Here is a 19,600-nt window from a genome sequence, read left to right as displayed (position 1 = left end):
CGAGAGGCTGTATGCCGTTGACAGTTCGTCTCTTCTCCCCACCCCAACTTATCTTGTTTTTCAGTTTTTTCCTTTATATGACAGCGGGGGCGGGACCATGGCCTCCGCCCTGCCGGGAACAACCAGGTTTTTCGCTTCGCCCGATATGACAGGGGGATGCTCGAAATCGGGGGACATAGGGGTGAACACCTTTCGAAACAGGCAAATCTCCCGCAGTCATCGCGGCCCCGATCGACCATCTTGGGCAGTCGACCATCAACACCCGTTATCCCTTGCTTTCCCGCCCGCTATCTGGTCAAATCGTATCGTTCAGGTTCCGTAAAGGAAGAAAAGGGAACTCCGTGTGAATCGGAGACGGGCCCGCCGCTGTAACCGGGGACGAACGTTGCACCCATGTCACTGATCCATTGGATCGGGAAGACGCAACGAGTAGGATGAGCCGGAAGTCAGAAGACCTGCCTGAACAGGAAGACATATCCCCGTGGATCAGGGATGGTCGAGGCGTATCTGTGGAGAAATCAGGGCCCCCAGATCAATTTTCATTGGTCCGGGGGCTTTTTTTGTCCTGGGCCGGCACCTTTTCCAAGGAGGCTGTAATGGGCAATGCAGAATTAAGTTTTGCACGGCAGAATGCACTGAGCACAAGGGATTGGGACACCTACCAGTTGATCCTGCGGCGGTGTCTGGGGCAGGGGAGACCGGCCCCGAACTGTTCCGGTGTGCCCCGGAAAACGGCGGTGATCACCGCCGCCGTCGCCGGACGGCCGCCGGCGGTTGCCCGGTAAGGGGGTAGCCGCTGCGCGCCTGACCTCAACCCTCTCCCCTGGCCACCACCGGCAGGGGAGAGCGCTCCTTTGCCATGGCTGCGAGGGAACATAAAGATTTCTCGCTTCGCTTCGAAATGACGGTGGGGATCGGGATTATGGCGTTTGCCCTGCCGGGAACGACGAAGGCAGTGGGACATCACCCCTGCTGGAAGGGGAAAAATTTGCTTCGCCGGCGCCGTTTTGATAGTCTTACCACAGGGAGGCTCGGCGACGGTTGGGCCGAGCTCCCGGTACAGTCCTGACAGGCAGCCCCTCCGGTTCGATCCGCGGGGGCTGCACCCTTCTCGTTCACCGCCGCGTGAAGTGAGGTGAGACAGTGCACTGGGCGCCGATAGAGAAACAGCCACAATCCTGGGCGGTCCGGCCCAATCTGCTGGACTACGCCGTCACCTGTGCCGATTTTTCCTGGGACGACGTCCGTCGCGAGTTTGCCGGCCTGCCCGGCGGCCGGGGCTTCAACATCGCCCACGAAGCGGTCGATCGCCACGCCGCCGGTCCCCGCCGCGACCATCTGGCCCTGCGCTGGCTCGGCAGCGACGACACCGTCCGCGACTTCACCTACGGCGAGCTCAAGTCCCAGACCAGCCGCTGCGCCAACCTCCTCACCGGCCTCGGGCTCGGCAAGGGCGACACCGTCGCCGTCCTCGCCGACCGCATTCCCGAACTGTACATCGCCGCCCTCGGGACCCTCAAGAACACCAGTGTCTTCTGCCCGCTGTTTTCGGCCTTCGGCCCGGAACCGGTGTGTCAGCGGCTGCGCCGCGGCGACGCCCGGGTCCTGGTCACCACCGAGCGCCAGTACCGGCACAAGGTCGCCCCGTTCCGGGCGACCCTGCCCAGGCTCCAGCACATCCTGCTGGTCGATGCCCCCGACCATGGGAGCGACGGCCTGCTGTCATGGTCGCGGCTGATGGCCGAGGCGGCCGACAGCTTCGTCATCCCTCCCACCGACCCCGAGGATGTGGCCGTCCTCCACTTCACCAGCGGCACCACCGGGATGCCGAAGGGGGCGCTCCACGTCCACCAGGCGGCGCTAATCCACTACATCACCGGCCGCTACGTGCTCGACTTCCACCCCGACGACGTCTTCTGGTGCACCGCCGACCCGGGCTGGGTCACCGGGACCTCGTACGGGATCATCGCCCCGCTGCTCCACGGCATCACCAACCTCGTCGACGAGGCCGATTTCGACGCCACCCGCTGGTGCCGGATCCTCGAGACCCAGCGGGTCAGCGTCTGGTACACCGCCCCCACCGCCATCCGCCGCTTCATGCGGCTCGGGGTCGAACCGGTCCGCAGCTACGACCTCAGCCGCCTGCGCGTCATCCACAGCGTCGGCGAGCCGCTCAACCCCGAGGCGGTGGTGTGGGGCGAGAAGGCGCTGGGCCTGCCGATCCACGACAACTGGTGGCAGACCGAGACCGGCGGCATCATGATCGCCAACTTCCCGGCCCTGGAGATCCGGCCCGGCTCGATGGGCCGGCCCCTGCCCGGGATACAGGCCGCCATCGTCCGCCGCACCGGCCCTGACTCGGTCGAGCTTATCGCCGACCCCGAGGCCCACGGCGATCTGGCGCTGCGGCCGGGCTGGCCGTCGATGTTCCGCGGCTACCTCCACGACGAGGAGCGCTACCGCGCCTGCTTCGTCGGCGGCTGGTACCTGACCGGCGACCTGGCCCGGCGCGACGGCGACGGCTACTTCTGGTTCGTCGGCCGGGCCGACGACATCATCAAGACCTCGGGCCACATGGTCGGGCCGTTCGAGGTCGAGAGCACGCTGATGGAGCACCCGGCCGTGGTCGAGGCCGGGGTCATCGGCAAGCCCGACCCGCTGATCGGCGAGCTCGTCAAGGCCTTCGTCACGATCAAGCCCGGCATCGAAGCGAGCGACGAGCTCCGCCTCGAGCTCATCGGCTTCGCCCGCAAGCGGCTGGGGGCGGCGGTGGCGCCGAAGGAGATCGAATTCCAGGCCAATCTCCCCAAGAACAAGGCCGGCAAGATCATGCGGCGCCTGCTCAAGGCCCGTGAACTGGGGTTGCCCGAGGGCGATCTGTCGACATTGGAGAAGAGCGAATGACACCCAGAAAAAGCGCCAAGACCACGGCGGCGCCGGTCGAACGCGAGCACGGCCTGCACCTGCTGCGCTCGATGGTCCGGATCCGCCGCTTCGAGGACAAATGCGCCGAACTGTACACCGCCACCAAGATCCGCGGTTTTCTCCACCTCTACGACGGCGAGGAGGCGGTGGCGGTGGGGGTGCTGGAGGCCCTGACCGCCGATGACGCCGTCGTCGCCACCTACCGCGAGCACGGCCATGCCCTGGTCCGGGGTGTGGCCGCCGGCGCCATCCTGGCCGAGATGTACGGCCGCCAGGAGGGCTGCAGCCGCGGCCGGGGCGGGTCGATGCACCTGTTCGACGCCCGGACCCGCTTTTACGGCGGCAACGCCATCGTCGGCGGCGGCCTGCCGCTGGCGGTCGGCCTGGCATTGGCCGACACGATGCAGCAGAAGCGGCGCGTCACCTGCTGCTTTTTCGGCGACGGCGCCGTCGCCGAGGGCGAGTTCCACGAGAGCCTCAACCTCGCCGCCCTGTGGCGGCTGCCGGTGCTGTTCGTCTGTGAGAACAACCTCTACGCGATGGGGACGGCGCTGCGCTACGCCCAGGCGGCCACCGATCTCGCCGCCCGGGCCGCAAGCTACGGCATGGCGGCCGCCGCGGTCGACGGGATGGACGTGCTGGCGGTGGAGGCGGCGGCACACCAGGCGGCAGCGGCGATCCGGGCCGGCGAGGGGCCGCAGTTCCTCGAATGCCGCACCTACCGTTTCCGCGCCCACTCGATGTACGACGCCGAACTGTACCGGACCCGCGCCGAGGTCGAGCAATGGAAACAGCGCTGCCCGATTGCGTCCTTCACCGAGCGGCTGCGGGGCGCCGGGCTGGTCAGCGATGGCGATCTCGAGGCGATCGAGGCCGAGGTCGCCCGGGAGATCAACGAGGCTGTCGCCTTCGCCGAGGCCGGCAGCCTCGAGCCGGTCGAGGACCTGACCCGCTTCGTCTATTCGGAACGGAGGCTGCCATGACCACCACTGCCGGCACCATGCGCAAGCTGACCTACCGCGAGGCGGTGCGCGAGGCCATCCGCGAGGCGATGCACAAGGACGAGCGGGTCTTTCTGATGGGCGAGGATGTCGGCCGCTACGGCGGCTGTTTCGCCGTCAGCAAGGGCCTGCTCGAGGAATTCGGGCCCGAGCGGATCCGCGACACCCCGCTGGCGGAATCGGGGTTCACCGGGGCCGGGATCGGTGCCGCCCTGGGCGGGATGCGGCCGATCGTCGAGATCATGACCGGCAACTTCAGCCTGCTGGCGGCCGATCAGATCATCAATACCGCCGCGGTGCTGCTCCACATGTCCGGCGGCCAGTTCAACGTCCCGGTGGTCATCCGCCTGGCGACCGGCGGCGGCCGCCAGGTGGCGGCCCAGCATTCCCGCTCCCTCGAGGGCTGGTTCGCCCACATCCCCGGGATCAAGGTGCTGGCCCCGGCCACCGTCAACGACGCCCGCGGCATGCTGTGGACCGCCCTCGAGGACCCGGACCCGGTGCTGATCTTCGAGAACAGCAACCTCTACAATATGGAGGGGCCGCTGGCGGTCGAGGCCGGGGCGGTCGATATCGACCGGGCCCGGGTGCGGCGGGACGGCCGGGACATCACGATCATCAGCTACGGGGCGAGTCTGTTCAAGGCGCTGGAGGCGGCCGAGATCCTGGCTAAAGACGGGATCGAGGTCGAGGTCGTCGACCTGCGGACCCTGCGGCCGCTCGATGAGGCGACCTTCCTCGCCTCGGTGGCCCGGACCCACCGGGCGCTGGTCGTCGACGAGGGGTGGCGGAGCGGCAGCCTCGCCGCCGAGATCAGCGCCCGGATCATGGAGGGCGCCTTCTACGATCTCGATGCCCCGGTAGCGCGGCTGTGCACCGCCGAGGTGCCGCTGCCGTATGCGAAACACCTCGAAGAGGCGGCCCTGCCGCAGGTGGCGGGGATCGTCGCGCTGGTGAAAAAAATGGTGGGTGGCCATGGCTGATTTTTGCATGCCCAGCCTGGGCGCGGATATGCAGGAGGGGACGCTGGTCGAGTGGCTGGTCAAGGCCGGCGACGAGGTCAAGCGCCGTGATGTCATCGCCGTCGTCGAGACCGACAAGGCGGCGATCGAGATCGAGGTCTACGAGGACGGGGTGGTCGAGGAACTGGTGGTCGAGCCGGGGCAGAAGGTGCCGGTGGGGACCGTCCTGGCAGTGATCCGCAGCGAGGGCGAGGCGGCCGCCTCCCCTCAGCAGAGGCGGGAGCCAGCTGCCGGTACCGGCGGGGCTCCGGTCCCGGCCGAAAGCGCGGCAATCAAGGTCGCAGCGGCGCCGGCAAAGCCCGAGCCTGCCGTTTCGGTGCCCTCGGCGCCCGGGCCGGCGGCGGCCCGGATCAAGGCCTCGCCCTATGCCCGCCGGCTGGCGGCCGAGCGTGGCCTCGATCTGAGTCAGCTGCCGGGAACGGGGCCGGGCGGGGTCATCCGGGCGGCCGATGTCGCGGGCGGCGTCGCCCCGCAGGTTCTGCGGCCGGGAACGGAGCAAGCGGCACCGGTCGTGGCGGAACCGGCGCCTGTCCCGCCGGCTGCGGCAGCGCCACCGGCCAAGGATTTCCAGGCCGGGATGCGCCGGGCGATCGCCGCCGCCATGGCCCGCTCCAACCGCGAAATTCCCCACTACTACCTGGGGTTGCGGATCGACCTGAGCCGCACCCTGCGCCGGCTGGAGGCGGAGAACCTCAAACGGCCGATCCGGGAGCGGATCCTGCCCGTGGTGCCGCTCATCAAGGCCGTCGCCTTGGCCCTGGGCGAGGCGCCGGAGCTCAACGGCTACTGGGTCGACGACCGGTTCCAGCCGCAGGAGGCGATCAATATCGGCTTCGCCATCGCCCTGCGCCAGGGCGGGCTGATCACCCCGGCGCTCCTCAACGCCGATCTGCAGAGCCTCGACGAGCTGATGGCGGCGCTGCGCGATCTCATCACCCGGGCCCGCTCCGGCGGCCTGCGCAGTTCGGAGCTGACCGAGGCCACCGTCACCGTCACCAGCCTCGGCGACCTCGGGGTCGAAACGGTGTACGGGGTCATCTACCCGCCCCAGGTGGCCCTGGTCGGCTTCGGCCGGATCATGGAGCAGCCCTGGGCCGAGAACGGCATGCTGGCGGTGCGGCCGGTGCTGACCGCCACCCTGGCCGCCGACCACCGCGCCACCGACGGCCATCGCGGCGCCCAGTTCCTCGACGCCCTCAACCGCTACCTGCAGGAGCCTGAAAAATTATGACCGACGAACAGATCAGGGAGGTGGTGTTGACGATTCTCCGGCGGATCGCCCCGGAATCGGACCCGGCCGCCCTCGGCCCGGACGACAACATCCGGCGGACGCTCGACATCGATTCCTTCGACGCCCTCAATTTCTTCATCCGCCTCGACGAGGAACTGGGAGTCAGCGTGCCCGAGGCCGACTACGGCCGGTTGCACACCCTGGCGGAGATCGTCCGCTACCTGGCGGCGCGGGTGCAGTGATGGTGGATCGTGTTTTTCGATCGCTATTCTGTCATTTCGGGTGAAGCGAGAAATCTTCATGTTCCCGGTAGGGCGAAGGGCGCGATGCCGGCCCCGCTGTCATTTCGAAGCGCAGCGAGAAATCTTGCTGTTCCCTGCGGGGGATCATTCCAAGACCAGTTTAAGATCTCTCCCTGCGGTCGAGATGACAGCGGGGGCAGGTCGAGATGACGCGGCATGAAAGGGCGGCAAGCCAAGGGGCAGGTCGAGATGACACGGCATGAAAGGGCGGCAAGCCAAGGGGCAGGTCGCGATGACAGCGGGGGCAGGTCGAGGGGACAGCGAGAAATCCGGCGGTTCCCGGTAGGGCGAAGGGCGCGATGCCGCCCCCGCTGTCATTTCGAAGCGCAGCGAGAAATCTTGTCGTTCGTGGCAGGGAGCAGGTCGCGATGACAGGGAGTGAAGTCACCTCGACGCACGGAGGTCCAACCGCCAACCGGCGCAACCCCCGCAACAAGGAGACGAACAGTGCATGACAATTACCCCGACTACCACCGGCGGCTGCAGCAGATCTACGCCCGGCTGGCGAGAAACCTGCGCGGGCCGATGACGGCCTTCGCCCAGCTCAGCGCCGCGGCGACGACGGCCGGCGCCCTCGACGCCAGGACCAAGCAGCTGATCGCCCTGGGGATCGGGATCACGGTCCGCTGCGACGGCTGCATCGCCTACCACGTCCATGACGCCCTCCGCGCCGGCGCCTCGAGGGAGGAGATCCTCGAGACCATCGGCGTCGCGGTCCTCATGGGCGGCGGCCCGGCGGTGATCTACGGCTGCGAGGCGCTGGAGGCGCTGGAGCAGTTCGAGGCCTCTCACCCGACCCCGCCCCCGTCCTCGTCCCTGGTGTAGCTCAGGTCGAATCCCTTTTCCAGGATCAGGTCGATGCAGGCATCGACGCTTGCGGCATGATAACGGATGCCCCGCCCGGCACGGATCTCGTCGAGGGCGATGTCGATGCCGAGCGACGGCCGGTAGGGGCGGTGCGACGACATCGCCTCGACCACGTCGGCGACGGCGAGGATATTCGCCTCCAGCAGGATCTCGTCGTCCTTCAGGCCCCGCGGGTAGCCCGTGCCGTCGAGATGCTCGTGGTGCTGGAGGACCATCTCCGCCACCGGCCAGGGGAAGTGGATCCGCTTGAGGATGTCGTAGCCGACCTCGGGGTGGAGCTTGAACAGGGCCTTTTCCTCCGTCGACAACCGGGTGGGCTTGGCGAGATACTCCGACGGCAGGGTGATCTTGCCGATGTCGTGCAGCAGCGCCGCGATGTGCAGCCCCTCGATCTTGTCCTCGGGGTAGCCGATCTCCCTGGCGATGGCGCAGGCCAGACGCTCGACCCGCTGCTGGTGCCCGGCGGTGTAGGGATCGCGCTTTTCGGCGGCGGAGGCGAGCGAGGCCACCGTCTCTTCGAGGCTGGCATGGAGATCGTCGCGGCTCTTTCTGAGGATCTCCATCGCCGTCTTGCGCTCGGTGATATCCCGGGCGACCCCGCGGTATCCCGCCAGCTGTCCCCGCTCATCGAAGATCGGCACGGCGTTGCATTCGAGGACGACGACCCGGCCGTCCTTGCCCAGCGAGGTGATCTCGAAGCCGTTGAAGGGCTTGCCGGCGGCGAGCAGTTTTGTGAAGGCGGCGTTGATCGCGGCGGCCTGGCCGGGCGCGGCGAAGGCGGTCAGCGGGGCATGCAGGATCTCCTCCGGCTCGAAGCCGAGCAGGTTTTCGACCCGCGGGCTGGAGTAGGTGCAGCGGCCGTCGCGGTCGATCTCCCAGATCCAGTCGCTGGTGGTCTCGATCAGGTTGCGGAACCGCTCCGTGCTCATCTCCAGCGACTTCATCAACCTGCCACGCTCGGCGAAGATCCGCTGCCGCTCGCGGTCGGCCAGCACGCTCTGGCGGATGGAGTAGAGGGCGAGCAGGGAGATGATCACCAGGATCCCGGCGGAGACGGCGGCCAGGTGGTTGCGGATCGCGGCGATCTCGGCCTTGACGTCATCGCTGTACATCCCGGTGCCGATGACCCAGCCCCAGGGCTCGTAGCCCTTGACGTACGAGATCTTGGGCGCGATTCTCTGCGTTTCGTCCTTCCACTGCCACTCGTAGTCGACAAATCCCGCCTCCTGTTGCCGCACCACCTCGACGATCTTGGTTAAAATATTTTTCAGGTTCGGATCTTCAAAGGTGGCAACATCCTTGCCCTCGATATCGGGCCGGTAGGGGTGCATGATCATCACCGGGGTCATGTCGTTGATCCAGAAATAATCCTTTTTTCCCGGGCCGTAGCGCAGCTTGCCGATCCGCAGAATAGCCCGCCGCTTCGCCTCGTCGGGGCTCAGCTCGCCGCGCAGTTCGCGGGCATGGTAATCCTCGAGCAGGCTCCAGGCGGTTTCGGTCAACTCCATGATCATCTCCTGCTTGCGATTGAGCAGGCTCTGTTCCAACTGCGGCAGGGCGATGGAGAAGATGGTGATGACGAACAGGAGAATGGTCAGAAACGTCGGCAGGGCGATCCGGAAGGAGATGGTGCTGGAGATCCGTTGCAGTTGTTTTTCTGGCATGGCGGTCCACTGATGGATAGCGGGATGTTTTTGTTTTTATTCTGGCAGGAGTCCACTCCCAGGCCTGGTTGAGATCTCTCCCTACGGTCGAGATGACAGCGGGGGCAGGTCGAGATTACAGAGCATGAAAGGCGACAAGGCAGGGGCAGGTCGCGATGACAGTGCTGCTGTTCCCGATAGGGCCAAAGCCAAGATCCCGTCCCCGCTGTCATTTCGAAGCGCAGCGAGAAATCTTGTTGTTCCCGGTAGGGCGAAGGTCAAGATTCTGCCCCCGTTGTCATTTCGAAGCGAAGCGAGAAATCTCGTTGTTCCCGGTAGGGCGAAGGTCAAGATTCCGCCCCCGCTGTCATTTCGAAGCGCAGCGAGAAATCTTGTTGTTCCTTTGCCGGAGCCCATTCCAAATCCTGTTTGAGATCTCTCCCTGCGGTCGAGATGACAGCGGGGGAAGGTCGCGATTACAGAGCATGAAAGGCGACAAGGCAGGGGCAGGTCGCGATGACAGTGCTGCTGTTCCCGATAGGGCCAAAGCCAAGATCCCGTCCCCGCTGTCATTTCGAAGCGCAGCGAGAAATCTTATGTTCCCTGGTTGCCCCTTGTTACAACCACAGATAGTTGTCCACTGCCTGCTCAAATTCACCCGACCCCGCCGCCGCCTTCCTCCATGGTGTAGCTCAGGTCGTATCGCTTTTCCAGGATCAGGTTGAGACAGGCATCGACGCTTTCGGCATGATAGCGGATGCCCTGTCCGGCGCGGATCTCGTCGAGGGCGATGTCGATGCCGAGCGAAGGCCGGTAGGGGCGGTGCGACGACATCGCCTCGACCACGTCGGCGACGGCGAGGATCTGGGCCTCGAGCAGTATCTCGTCATCCTTCAGCCCCTGCGGGTAGCCCGTGCCGTCCAGGTGCTCGTGGTGCTGGAGGACGATCTCCGCCACCGGCCACGGGAACTGGATCCGCTTGAGGATCTCGTAGCCGACCTCGGGATGGAGTTTGAACAGGGCCTTTTCCTCCGACGACAACCGGGTCGGCTTGGCGAGATACTCCGACGGCAGGGTGATCTTGCCGATGTCGTGCAGCAGCGCCGCGATGTGGAGCCCCTCGATCTTGTCCTCGGGGTAGCCGATCTCCCGGGCGATGGCGCAGGCCAGGCGGTCGACCCGCTGCTGGTGCCCGGCGGTGTAGGGGTCGCGCTTTTCGGCGGTCGAAGCCAGCGAGGCCACCGTCTCCTCGAGGCTGGCATGGAGATCGTCGCGGCTCTTCTTCAGGACCTCCATCGCCGTCTTGCGCTCGGTGATATCACGGGCGACCCCGCGGTAACCCGCCAGCTGTCCCCGCTCATCGAAGATCGGCACGGCGTTGCACTCGAGGACGACGACCTGGCCGTCCTTGCCCAGCGAGGTGATCTCGAAGCCGGTGAAGGGCTTGCCGGCGGCGAGCAGTTTCGCGAAGGCGGCGCCGGCCTCGGCGGCCTGGTCGGGCGGCGCGAACGTGGTCAGCGAGGCGTGGAGGATCTCCACCGGCTCAAAGCCGAGCAGATTCTCGACCCGCGGGCTGGAGTAAGTGCAGCGGCCGTCGCGGTCGATCTCCCAGATCCAGTCGCTGGTGGTCTCGATCAGGTTGCGGAACCGCTCCGTGCTCTGCTCCAGCGACTTCAACAATTCCCCCCGCTCGGCGAAGATCCGCTGCCGCTCGCGGTCGGCCAGCAGGCTCTGGCGGATGGAGTAGAGGGCGAGCAGGGAGATGATCACCAGGATGCCGGCGGAAACGGCGGCTAGATGGTTGCGGATCGCGGCGATCTCGGCCTTGACGTCATCGATGTACATCCCGGTGCCGACGATCCACCCCCAGGGCTCGTAGCCCTTGACGTACGAGATCTTGGGGACGATCTTGTCCGAATCGTCCTTCCACTGCCACATGTAGTCGACGTAGCCGGCGCCCTGTTTTTCCACGGTCTTTACAAATTCGACAAAGAGGCGCTTGCCTTTAGGATCCCTGAAGTCGGAGATATCCTTGCCGTCGAGATCGCTGCGGTACGGGTGCATGATCATCCGCGGGGTCATGTCGTTGATCCAGAAATAATCTTTTTTTTCCGGGCCGTAGCGCAGCTTGCCGATCCGCAGCACGGCGCGCCGCTTCGCCTCGTCGGGGCTCAGTTCACCGCGCAGTTCCCGCTCATGGTAATCGCCGATCAGGCTCCAGGTCGTTTCCGTCAACTCCATGATCATCTCCTGCTTGCGATTCAGCAGGCTCTGCTCCAACTGCGGCAGGACGACGTAGAAGATGGCGACGACGAAGAGGAGAATGGTCAGAAACGCCGGCAGGGCGATCCGGAAGGAGATCGTGTTGGAAATCCGTTGCAGTTGTTTTTCTGGCATGGCGGTTTACCGGCAGGTGTTGGATGAGGTTGTGTTTTGTTCCGTCATTTCGAAGCGAAGCGAGAAATCTCGGTTTTCCTGTCCATGAGCCCACTCCAAGTCCGGTTTAAGATCTCTCCCTGCGGTCGAGATGACAGCGGGGGCAGGTCGAGGCGACAGCGGGGGCAGGTCGAGGCGACAGCCGGGGCAGGTCGAGGCGACAGCCGGGGCAGGTCGAGGCGACAGCCGGGGCAGGTCGAGGCGACAGAGAAAAAAGGGCGACAAGCCAGAGGGCAGGTCATCAGGACAGGGCAGACATTCCTCCTTTTTTAACAAGCTCTGATATATAATACCATTCGCAGTGAGGATGTCCAATCGGGCCGGCAATTCCGCCCCGGCCCGCCTTTCGCCCGCCCGTTTTTCAGGAGATCGACCATGGCCCGATCCCGGCCCCAGACCCTGCAGACCTTCGTTTACCGCACCCTGGCGATCCGGCTGGCGGTCATGGCCGCGCTCGTCGCCGTGGCGACCACGGCCGCCGTCTATGTCATCGAAGGCCGCAATCTCCGCAATCTGGTGGCGAAGGAGGTGCAGGCCGATGTCCGGTCGATCACTCTGCGGACCATGGAGATTGTCAATGAAGGGGAGGGCGATCAGCGCGCCGCCTTTCGCCGGGCCCTGGACGAATGGATGGCGGCCAACCTGGGCCGGCAGAGCGGCGAGTTCGTCTACGTCCGTTTTCACGGCGCCGCAACGAACGACCGCGAAGAACGGCGGGATGACGGCTATGCCCGGATCGGGCCGGTGCTGGCATTCATCGGCGCCCACCCCCTGGCCGGGGCCGAGATCACCCAGAAAACCAGGATCGTCATGATCGCCGGGGCAATGCACATCTACACTGTGCTGCCGGTGACGTACCGGGCGGAGCGGGTCGGTGTCACCCAGGCCGTCTTCGCCCCGGCGGCGGCGGTCCAGGCCGGCATCAGCAGAGATCTGCGGCGCAGCGCCGTCATCACGATCCTGGTCGTCGTGGTCACCAGCGCCCTGCTCTACCCGGTCATCCTGCTGCTGGCCCGCAAACTGGTGACCTTTTCGCGCAACCTGCTGCAGGCCAACCTCGAATCGCTGGCGATCCTGGCCGGCGCCATCGCCAAGCGCGACAGCGATACCGATATCCACAACTTCCGGGTCACCCTTTACGCCGTCCGCCTCGCGGAACAACTGAAACTGCCGCACCAGGACATCCAGACCCTGATCAAGGGGGCGTTTCTTCACGATGTCGGCAAGATCGGTGTCCGCGACAGCATCCTCCTCAAACCCGGCAGCCTCGACGAACAGGAATTCTCCGAGATGAAGGACCACGTCCGCCATGGCCTCGACATCGTCAAGGGGGCGATGTGGCTCAACGATGCCGCCCAGATCGTCGGCTCGCACCATGAAAAGTTCGACGGCAGCGGCTATCCGGAGGGACTGGCGGGGCAGGCGATCCCGCTGCCGGCCCGGATCTTCGCCGTCGCCGACGTCTTCGACGCCCTGACCTCGCGGCGCCCGTACAAGGAGCCCCTGTCCTGCGAAGCCTCGGTCGCCCTGGTGGCGGAAGGGCGGGGCCGCCATTTCGACCCGGAGGTCGTCGATGCCTTTCTCTCTATCGGCGGCGATCTCCACCGCCGCTATGCCGGCCGTGACGACCAGGGCCTGCGGGACGAATTGAAAACCGTCATCACCCGCTATTTCAGTACCGGCGAGATCCTGCTGGATTGATTGTATCCGCCGCCGCGGTCGTCCGTCGATTTGCTTTTCACTTCATCGCCATGCTATCATTGCCCAGCAGCGGTTGTGTGCTGCAGCAACTACCGCGACGTGACATTGCCGTCGTTTTCCTGCGCAACCATCACCGTGGGGGGAAGGTGCCGTGATCAACGGATACTGGTGGGGGATTGGAATCGGTCTGGTGGTGGTGCTGTGCGGGGCCTGCGATCGTCCCGCCCCTCCGGTGGCGCCGGCGCCGCCGACGGTCACGGCGATGCAGGTCATCCGCCGCGACACCCCGGTGGCAACGGAGGTCATCGCCGGGGTCAAGGCCTTCCAGGAGGTGGAGATCCGTTCCCGGGTCGGCGGCATGCTCGACCGGGTGGCGTTCCGGGAAGGGCACCGGGTCCGCAAGGGGGACCTGCTGTTCGCCATCGATCCGCTTCCTTTTGATGCGGCGGTAGCCGATGCGGCGGCCAAACTGGCGGAGGCCGAAGCGAACATGATCCGGGCCCGGCAGGACGTGGAGCGGTACAGGCCGCTGCTGGTGGACAATGCCATTCCCCGGCAGACCTATGATCTGGCTGTTGCCCAGGAAAAACAGGCTGTTTCGGTTGTCGCCTCGAAAAAGGCCCTGCTCGATCGGGCAAAGCTGGATCGCTCCTATGCCGAAATCCTCTCGCCGATAACCGGCCAGATCGGCCTGCAGAATGTCGAGGTCGGCAGTGTCGTCAGTGCCGGCCAGACGGTATTGGCGACGGTGTCGACCCTCGATCCGGTCTACGTCTACTTCAGTGTCTCCGAAACCTCCCTTCTGGAACGGATGCGGCAAAGACCGGCCCTGGCGCAGAAAGACAGCCCCGAAGCGGCCAACGTCAAGGTCGAGTTCCTGTTTTCGGACGGCGGCAGCTATGACCAGCCCGGCGCCATCGATTTCGCCGATCGGGCCATCGACGCCGCCACCGGCACCCTGCTGCTGCGGGCCAAATTCGCCAACCCCTCCCATTTCCTGCTGCCGGGGATGAACGGCCGCATCCGCATCACCTATGACCTGATCAAGGACGCCCGGCTGGTGCCGCAGAAGGCGGTGACCGAGCTCCTCGGCAAGGAATTCGTCAACGTCCTGAGGCCGGACAACACGATCGAGGTGCGGCCTGTGACGATGGGCAGCCGGAGCGGCGAGCTGTGGGTGGTCGCGGCCGGGCTGAGCGGGGAGGAGCGGATCGTGGTCGATGGGCTGCAGAAGGTCCAGGCCGGGACCGTCGTCGCCCCGACCCTGATCACCGAGGAAGGCACGCCTGGTGCAGCTCCGCCAGTGGAACCGGCGGTTCAGCCGTAAGCGGGGGCAGCCATGGCCAGGTTCTTCATCAACCGCCCCGTCTTCGCCATCGTCGTCTCGCTGTTCCTGCTGCTGGCCGGGATCATCGCCGGCCTGACCCTGCCGATCGCCCAGTTCCCGCAGATCACCCTGCCGACGGTGCGGGTCAGCGGCACCTATCCCGGCGCCAACGCCCAGGTCGTCGAGGACGGCGTCGCCCTGCCGATCGAGCAGCAGGTCAACGGCGTCGAACAGATGCTCTACATGAGCTCGACCTCGGCCGAAAACGGCCAGTACACCCTCGATGTCACCTTCAACCTCGAGGCCGACCCCGACATCGCCTCGGTCCAGGTCCAGAACCGCACCGCCCAGGCCAACGCCCAGCTGCCGCAGGAGGTGCTGGCGACCGGCCTGACGACCAAGAAGAGCACCCCCGACACCCTGATGTACATCGCCATCCACTCGCCGAAGGGGACCTACGACTCGCTGTTTCTGACCAACTACACGGCGATCAACATCATCGAGGCGATCAAGCGGGTCAAGGGGGTCGGCAACGTCACCCTGTTCGGCTCCGAGTTCGGGATGCGGGTGTGGCTCAAGCCCGACCGGATGGCACGCCTCGGCGTCACCCCGAGCGACGTCCTGGCGGCGATCAAGGAACAGAACGTCCAGGCCCCGGCCGGCCAGGTCGGGCAGTTCCCGGCCCCTGCCGAGCAGCAGTTCCAGTACGGGGTCCAGGTCCGCGGCCGATTGACCGAACCGGCCGAGTTCGAGAACATCATCGTCCGCGCCCAGGCCGACGGCTCCTTCATCCGCCTGCGCGATCTGGCCCGGGTCGAACTCGGGGCCAGGGACTACACCTTCAGTGTCCGCTACAACGGCCGCGACGCCACCGCCTTCTCGGTCAACCTGACCCCCGACGCCAACGCGATCGAGACCTCGGCCCTGATCCACGCCGAGCTGGAGCAGCTGACCCGGCGCTTTCCCGCCGACATCGCCTGCGATTTCGTCATCGACAACACGGTCTTCGTCGTCGAGTCGCTGCGCGAAGTCGTCAAGACCCTGTTCGAGGCCCTGGTGCTGGTGCTGATCGTTGTCTATCTCTTCCTCCAGAGCTGGCGCGCCACCCTGATCCCGATGCTGGCGGTGCCGGTGTCGCTGGTCGCGACCTTCGCCGCCTTCACCGTGCTCGGGTTCTCGATCAACACCCTGACCCTGTTCGGGATGGTGCTGGCGATCGGCATTGTCGTCGACGACGCCATCGTCGTCGTCGAGGCGGTCGAGTACCATATGCACCACGGCGGTCTCGGCCCGCGCGCGGCGACGCTCAAGGCGATGGACGAAGTCGCCGGGCCGGTCGTGGCGATCGCCCTGGTGCTGGCGGCGGTGTTCGTGCCGGTGGCCTTCCTCGGCGGCATCGCCGGGGTCATGTACAAGCAGTTTGCGATCACCGTCGCCGTCTCCGTCGGCCTGTCGTGCTTCGTCGCCCTGTCGCTGACTCCGGCCCTGTGCGCCCTGCTGCTGCGGCCCAACACCGTGGCGGTCGGCCGCGGCCCGCTGGCCCGTTTCTTCCGCCTGTTCAACCGGGGCTTCGACCGGCTGACGGCCGGCTACACCAACGGGGTGCGGCGGGTCATCCGCCTGCTGGCCCTGACCCTGGCGACGCTGGCGGTGATTCTCGTTTCGGCCGGGTGGCTGCTGCAGAGTGTCCCCGGCGGCTTCGTCCCGGCCGAGGACCAGGGCTACTTCATCGGCTCGCTGCAGCTGCCGGAAGGGGCGGCGATGCGGCGGACGATCGCCGCGGCGGAGAAGGTCGACGCCCTGGTCGCCGATACCCCGGGTATCGCCCGGCGGCTGATGGTCAACGGCTACAACATCCTCAGCGGCGTGCCGCAGTCGAACAGCGCCATGTTCGTCGCCGGCCTGGCGCCGTGGGAGGAGCGCACCACCAAAGAGCTGTCGCTGCGCGCGATCCTGCTATCGCTGTACCAGCGGGGGGCGCAGAACCCCGAGGCGGCGGTGCTGGTCTTCAACCCGCCGCCGATCCCCGGCCTGGGGGCCACCGGCGGCTTCTCGTTCAAGCTCCAGGATCGCGGCGGCGGCACGCCGCAGGCCCTGGCCGAGGTGGCCAATATGTTTGTCGCCGAGGCCAGGAAGCGGCCGGAGATCGGCTCGGTCTACTCGAAGTTCAATCCCCGCAATCCCGCCTACCAGCTCGAGGTCGACCGGGAAAAGGCCAAGAAACTGGGGGTCCAGGTCAACGATATCACGACCGCCCTGCAGACCTTTCTCGGCGGCCTCAACGTCAACGATTTCAACCGCTTCGGCCGCACCTACAAGGTGACGATGCAGGCCGAGGCCGAATTCCGGGGCGATATCACCAACATCGGCCTCTATCATGTCCGCAGTGGCGCCGGCCTGATGATCCCGCTGTCCACCTTCGTCGCCCCGGTGCCGATCAGCTCACCGAGCACCCTGCAGCGCTACAACATGTTCCGCACCGCCGATATCGGCGGCGATGCCGCCCCCGGCTACAGCTCCGGCCAGGCGATCGCGGCGATGGAGGCGGTGGCGGCGGCGGTCCTGCCGCCGGGCTACGGCTATGAGTGGTCGGGGATCAGCCTGCAGGAGAAGGCCTCGGCCGGCCAGGCGCCGGTGATCTTCGCGCTGGCGATCGTCTTCGTCTTCCTGTTCCTGGCGGCGATGTACGAGAGCTGGGCGGTACCGCTGGCGGTGCTGTTCGCCGTGCCGCTCGGGGTGTTCGGGGCGATGCTGGCGCTGCAGGCCGTCGGCCTGGCCCTCAACATCTACGCCCAGATCGGCCTGGTGCTGCTGATCGGCCTGGCGGCCAAGAACGCCATCCTCATCGTCGAGTTCGCCAAGATGCGGCGCGACGGCGGCATGGCGGCGGTCGAGGCGGCGGTGGAGGCGGCCCGGCTGCGGCTGCGACCGATCCTGATGACCTCCTTCGCCTTCATCCTCGGGGTCATGCCGCTGGTCCTGGCCAGAGGGGCGGGGGCGGCGTCGCGGGTGTCGATGGGAATCACCGTCGTCGGGGGGATGCTGGCCGCCACCCTGCTGGCGGTGTTCTTCGTCCCGGCGCTGTATGTGACCGTCGACCGGGTGGTGGGGCGGGTGCGCGGGCGGAAAGGGTCGCCGGTAACTACCGGGGCCGGGGAGGGGGAGTCATGATGCGCTTGCCGTTCGTCATCCTGCTTCTCGCCCTGTTCCTCGCCGGCTGCAGCGTCGGCCTCGATTACCGCCGCCCCGATCTCGATCTGCCGGCCGACTACCGCGACGCCGTCGCCCCGCCGGAGCAGGCGGCGGTGGCGGCGCTGCCGTGGTGGCAGGTCTACGGCGACCCGACCCTCAAGGGGCTGATACAGTCCGCCCTCGCCGGCAACCTCGACGTCCAGCTGGCCGCCGCCCGGGTGCAGGAGGCTCGGGCCCTGCTGGCCGGGGCCCGATCGCCGGCCCTGCCGTCGCTGGCGGCGGGGGTGACCGCTTCACCCACGGCCCGCCAGCCGGGCGATGACTTCACCACCAGCTTCCTCGGCGGGCTGTTCCTGGCCTGGGAGATCGATCTCTGGGGCCGCTACGGCCGGGCCACCGAGGCCGCCCGGGCCCAGCTGCTGGCGACGAAGGCGGCGCAGGACGGGGTCTATGCCTCGCTGGTGGCCAGCGTCGCCCAGAGTTATTTCCAGTTGCAGAGCCTGGCCGAAACGGCGGCGATCACCCGGCGGACGATCGCCGCCCAGCGCGAATCCCTGCGCCTGGTCAGCCGCCTGGCCGCGGCCGGGGTCAGTTCCGCCGCCGAGGAGCGCCAGGCCGAAAACCAGCTGGCGACCACCGAATCGCTGCTGCCGGGCCTGCTCACCAATATTGCTGCGACCGAGAATTCGTTGTCGATCCTCCTCGGCCGGCCGCCGGGCCCGGTGGCCCTCGGGACCCCGGCCGAACCGGCGCTGCCGCCGCCGGTGCCGGCGGGGCTGCCGTCGGCGCTGCTCGAGCGCCGCCCCGACCTGCGCCAGGCCGAGCAGCAGCTGATCGCTGCCAATGCCAAGGTCGGCGAGGCCAAGGCGCTGTTTTTCCCCAGCATCAGCCTGACCGGGACCTTCGGCGCGGTCAGCACCGAACTCGGCGACCTGGTCAGCGGCGAGGGGGCCACCGTCGCCTCGCCGGGCTTTGACCTGCTGCAGTCGCTCTACGTCGGCGGCAGCCTGACCGCCAACTACCGGGCGGCCCTGGCCCGGCTGCAACAGGCCGGGCTGACCTATCGCCAGACCGGGCTCAACGCCCTGCGCGAGGTGGCCGATGCCTTGGGCCGCTACGGTCGCAGTGGCGACGAGATCGCGGCCCAGCGGCGGCGGGAGACCGCGGCCCGGGAAGGGCTGCGGCTGGCGGAGATGCGCTACCGGGCCGGGGTCGTCAGCTACCTCGAGGTCCTCGATGCCCAGCGCCAGCTTTATGCCGCCGAGACCGACCGGGCCCAGTCGGAACTGGGGCGGCGGACGGCGGCGGTGCAGCTGTATCTGGCTTTGGGTGGGGGATGGGAGAACAGGTGAGAGATCTTCTGCCGGGAACGACAAGATTTCTCGCTGCGCTTCGAAATGACGGCGGGGGCGGGATCGTGGCCTTTGCCCTATCGGGAATGATGAGATTTCTCGCTGCGCTTCGAAATGACAGCGGGGGAGGGGGCGTGGCCTTTGCCCTATCGGGAACATCGAGCACTGTCGCCTCGACCAACCCCCTGATTCATGTCCCTTCAGCTTCCGTCATCGCGACCAACCCCCTGGTTCATGCCCCTTCAGCTTCCGTCATCTCGACCAACCCCCTGGTTCATGCCCCTTCAGCTTCCGTCATCTCGACCAACCCCCGCTGTCATCTCGACCGCAGGGAGAGATCTTCTTTTGCCATGGAATGACAAGATTTCTCGCTGCGCTTCGAAATGACAGCGGGGGCGGGGGCGTGGCCTTCGCCCTATCGGGAACATCGAGCACTGTCGCCTCGACCAACCCCCTGATTCATGCCCTTCAGTTTCCGTCATCGCGACCAACCCCCTGATCCATGCCCCTTCAGCTTCCGTCATCGCGACCAACCCCCTGGTTCATGCCCCTTCAGCTTCCGTCATCTCGACCAACCCCCTGGTTCATGCCCCTTCAGCTT

At 66.5% G+C, this 19,600-nt stretch carries 14 protein-coding genes and 1 riboswitch; of the genes, 12 read left to right on the top strand and 2 right to left on the bottom strand.

Annotated elements, in window-relative coordinates; genetic code table 11:
• The first annotated feature begins 294 nt into the window (after positions 1 to 294).
• A riboswitch (cobalamin riboswitch) is annotated at positions 295 to 477 on the top strand.
• Between the two features lie 119 nt (positions 478 to 596).
• From HNQ81_RS04335 to HNQ81_RS04305, 7 genes are all read left to right on the top strand, one after another.
• Positions 597 to 785, top strand: a complete 189-nt coding sequence (locus tag HNQ81_RS04335) for a hypothetical protein (protein WP_183348694.1) — start codon at positions 597 to 599, stop codon at positions 783 to 785.
• Positions 786 to 1,143: 358 nt separating this feature from the next.
• Positions 1,144 to 2,904 carry an acetate--CoA ligase gene (gene acsA, locus HNQ81_RS04330; protein WP_183348692.1) on the top strand — a complete coding sequence of 587 codons (1,761 nt, stop codon included), beginning with the start codon at positions 1,144 to 1,146 and terminating at the stop codon, positions 2,902 to 2,904.
• Positions 2,901 to 3,908, top strand: a complete 1,008-nt coding sequence (gene pdhA / locus HNQ81_RS04325; RefSeq protein ID WP_183348690.1) for a pyruvate dehydrogenase (acetyl-transferring) E1 component subunit alpha — start codon at positions 2,901 to 2,903, stop codon at positions 3,906 to 3,908. The genes acsA and pdhA overlap by 4 nt, the downstream gene beginning before the upstream one ends.
• On the top strand, positions 3,905 to 4,909 hold the full coding sequence (locus HNQ81_RS04320) for an alpha-ketoacid dehydrogenase subunit beta (RefSeq protein ID WP_183348688.1): 1,005 nt from the start codon (positions 3,905 to 3,907) through the stop codon (positions 4,907 to 4,909). Before pdhA ends, HNQ81_RS04320 begins: the two co-directional genes overlap by 4 nt.
• Positions 4,902 to 6,179: a dihydrolipoamide acetyltransferase family protein gene (locus HNQ81_RS04315; protein WP_183348686.1), complete on the top strand. Its 1,278-nt coding sequence runs from the start codon at positions 4,902 to 4,904 to the stop codon at positions 6,177 to 6,179. Before HNQ81_RS04320 ends, HNQ81_RS04315 begins: the two co-directional genes overlap by 8 nt.
• Positions 6,176 to 6,421 carry an acyl carrier protein gene (locus HNQ81_RS04310; protein ID WP_183348684.1) on the top strand — a complete coding sequence of 82 codons (246 nt, stop codon included), beginning with the start codon at positions 6,176 to 6,178 and terminating at the stop codon, positions 6,419 to 6,421. The genes HNQ81_RS04315 and HNQ81_RS04310 overlap by 4 nt, the downstream gene beginning before the upstream one ends.
• Before the next feature lie 507 nt (positions 6,422 to 6,928).
• The gene (locus HNQ81_RS04305; protein ID WP_337833420.1) at positions 6,929 to 7,306 is read left to right on the top strand and encodes a carboxymuconolactone decarboxylase family protein; all 378 of its coding nucleotides are present in this window, start codon (positions 6,929 to 6,931) and stop codon (positions 7,304 to 7,306) included.
• Here the strand turns inward: HNQ81_RS04305 and HNQ81_RS04300 are convergent.
• Both HNQ81_RS04300 and HNQ81_RS04295 read right to left on the bottom strand, forming a co-directional pair.
• Positions 7,270 to 9,012, bottom strand: a complete 1,743-nt coding sequence (locus tag HNQ81_RS04300) for a cache domain-containing protein (RefSeq protein ID WP_183348682.1) — start codon at positions 9,010 to 9,012, stop codon at positions 7,270 to 7,272. The genes HNQ81_RS04305 and HNQ81_RS04300 overlap by 37 nt on opposite strands.
• 633 nt (positions 9,013 to 9,645) lie before the next feature.
• Complete coding sequence (locus HNQ81_RS04295) at positions 9,646 to 11,388, bottom strand: cache domain-containing protein (RefSeq protein WP_183348680.1); 1,743 nt, start codon at positions 11,386 to 11,388, stop codon at positions 9,646 to 9,648.
• Between the two features lie 414 nt (positions 11,389 to 11,802).
• Between HNQ81_RS04295 and HNQ81_RS04290 the strand changes: the two genes are divergently transcribed.
• From HNQ81_RS04290 to HNQ81_RS04270, 5 genes are all read left to right on the top strand, one after another.
• Positions 11,803 to 13,128: an HD-GYP domain-containing protein gene (locus HNQ81_RS04290; RefSeq protein WP_205240319.1), complete on the top strand. Its 1,326-nt coding sequence runs from the start codon at positions 11,803 to 11,805 to the stop codon at positions 13,126 to 13,128.
• Positions 13,129 to 13,279: 151 nt separating this feature from the next.
• The gene (locus HNQ81_RS04285; protein WP_183348678.1) at positions 13,280 to 14,455 is read left to right on the top strand and encodes an efflux RND transporter periplasmic adaptor subunit; all 1,176 of its coding nucleotides are present in this window, start codon (positions 13,280 to 13,282) and stop codon (positions 14,453 to 14,455) included.
• A gap of 12 nt (positions 14,456 to 14,467) precedes the next feature.
• Positions 14,468 to 17,626, top strand: a complete 3,159-nt coding sequence (locus tag HNQ81_RS04280; RefSeq protein WP_183348676.1) for an efflux RND transporter permease subunit — start codon at positions 14,468 to 14,470, stop codon at positions 17,624 to 17,626.
• Positions 17,623 to 18,999, top strand: a complete 1,377-nt coding sequence (locus HNQ81_RS04275; RefSeq protein WP_183348674.1) for an efflux transporter outer membrane subunit — start codon at positions 17,623 to 17,625, stop codon at positions 18,997 to 18,999. The genes HNQ81_RS04280 and HNQ81_RS04275 overlap by 4 nt, the downstream gene beginning before the upstream one ends.
• Positions 19,000 to 19,133: 134 nt before the next feature.
• A complete protein-coding gene (locus HNQ81_RS04270; RefSeq protein WP_183348672.1) occupies positions 19,134 to 19,358 on the top strand; it encodes a hypothetical protein in 225 nt (74 codons plus the stop codon).
• Positions 19,359 to 19,600 lie beyond the last annotated feature (242 nt).

It is taken from the genome of Desulfoprunum benzoelyticum, assembly GCF_014201505.1.
GTDB classification, from domain to species: Bacteria; Desulfobacterota; Desulfobulbia; order Desulfobulbales; family Desulfocapsaceae; genus Desulfoprunum; species Desulfoprunum benzoelyticum.
Note: the sequence above shows the minus strand (reverse complement) of the source record. Positions and strands in the feature narration are given on the sequence as shown.

What these genes read in the sequence shown, in the direction of transcription:
- HNQ81_RS04335 (WP_183348694.1), top strand. Translation starts at nt 597, where the DNA reads ATGGGCAATGCAGAATTAAGTTTTGCACGGCAGAATGCACTGAGCACA.
- pdhA (WP_183348690.1), top strand. Translation starts at nt 2,901, where the DNA reads ATGACACCCAGAAAAAGCGCCAAGACCACGGCGGCGCCGGTCGAACGC.
- HNQ81_RS04320 (WP_183348688.1), top strand. Translation starts at nt 3,905, where the DNA reads ATGACCACCACTGCCGGCACCATGCGCAAGCTGACCTACCGCGAGGCG.
- HNQ81_RS04315 (WP_183348686.1), top strand. Translation starts at nt 4,902, where the DNA reads ATGGCTGATTTTTGCATGCCCAGCCTGGGCGCGGATATGCAGGAGGGG.
- HNQ81_RS04310 (WP_183348684.1), top strand. Translation starts at nt 6,176, where the DNA reads ATGACCGACGAACAGATCAGGGAGGTGGTGTTGACGATTCTCCGGCGG.
- HNQ81_RS04300 (WP_183348682.1), bottom strand. Translation starts at nt 9,012, where the DNA reads ATGCCAGAAAAACAACTGCAACGGATCTCCAGCACCATCTCCTTCCGG.
- HNQ81_RS04295 (WP_183348680.1), bottom strand. Translation starts at nt 11,388, where the DNA reads ATGCCAGAAAAACAACTGCAACGGATTTCCAACACGATCTCCTTCCGG.
- HNQ81_RS04290 (WP_205240319.1), top strand. Translation starts at nt 11,803, where the DNA reads ATGGCCCGATCCCGGCCCCAGACCCTGCAGACCTTCGTTTACCGCACC.
- HNQ81_RS04280 (WP_183348676.1), top strand. Translation starts at nt 14,468, where the DNA reads ATGGCCAGGTTCTTCATCAACCGCCCCGTCTTCGCCATCGTCGTCTCG.
- HNQ81_RS04275 (WP_183348674.1), top strand. Translation starts at nt 17,623, where the DNA reads ATGATGCGCTTGCCGTTCGTCATCCTGCTTCTCGCCCTGTTCCTCGCC.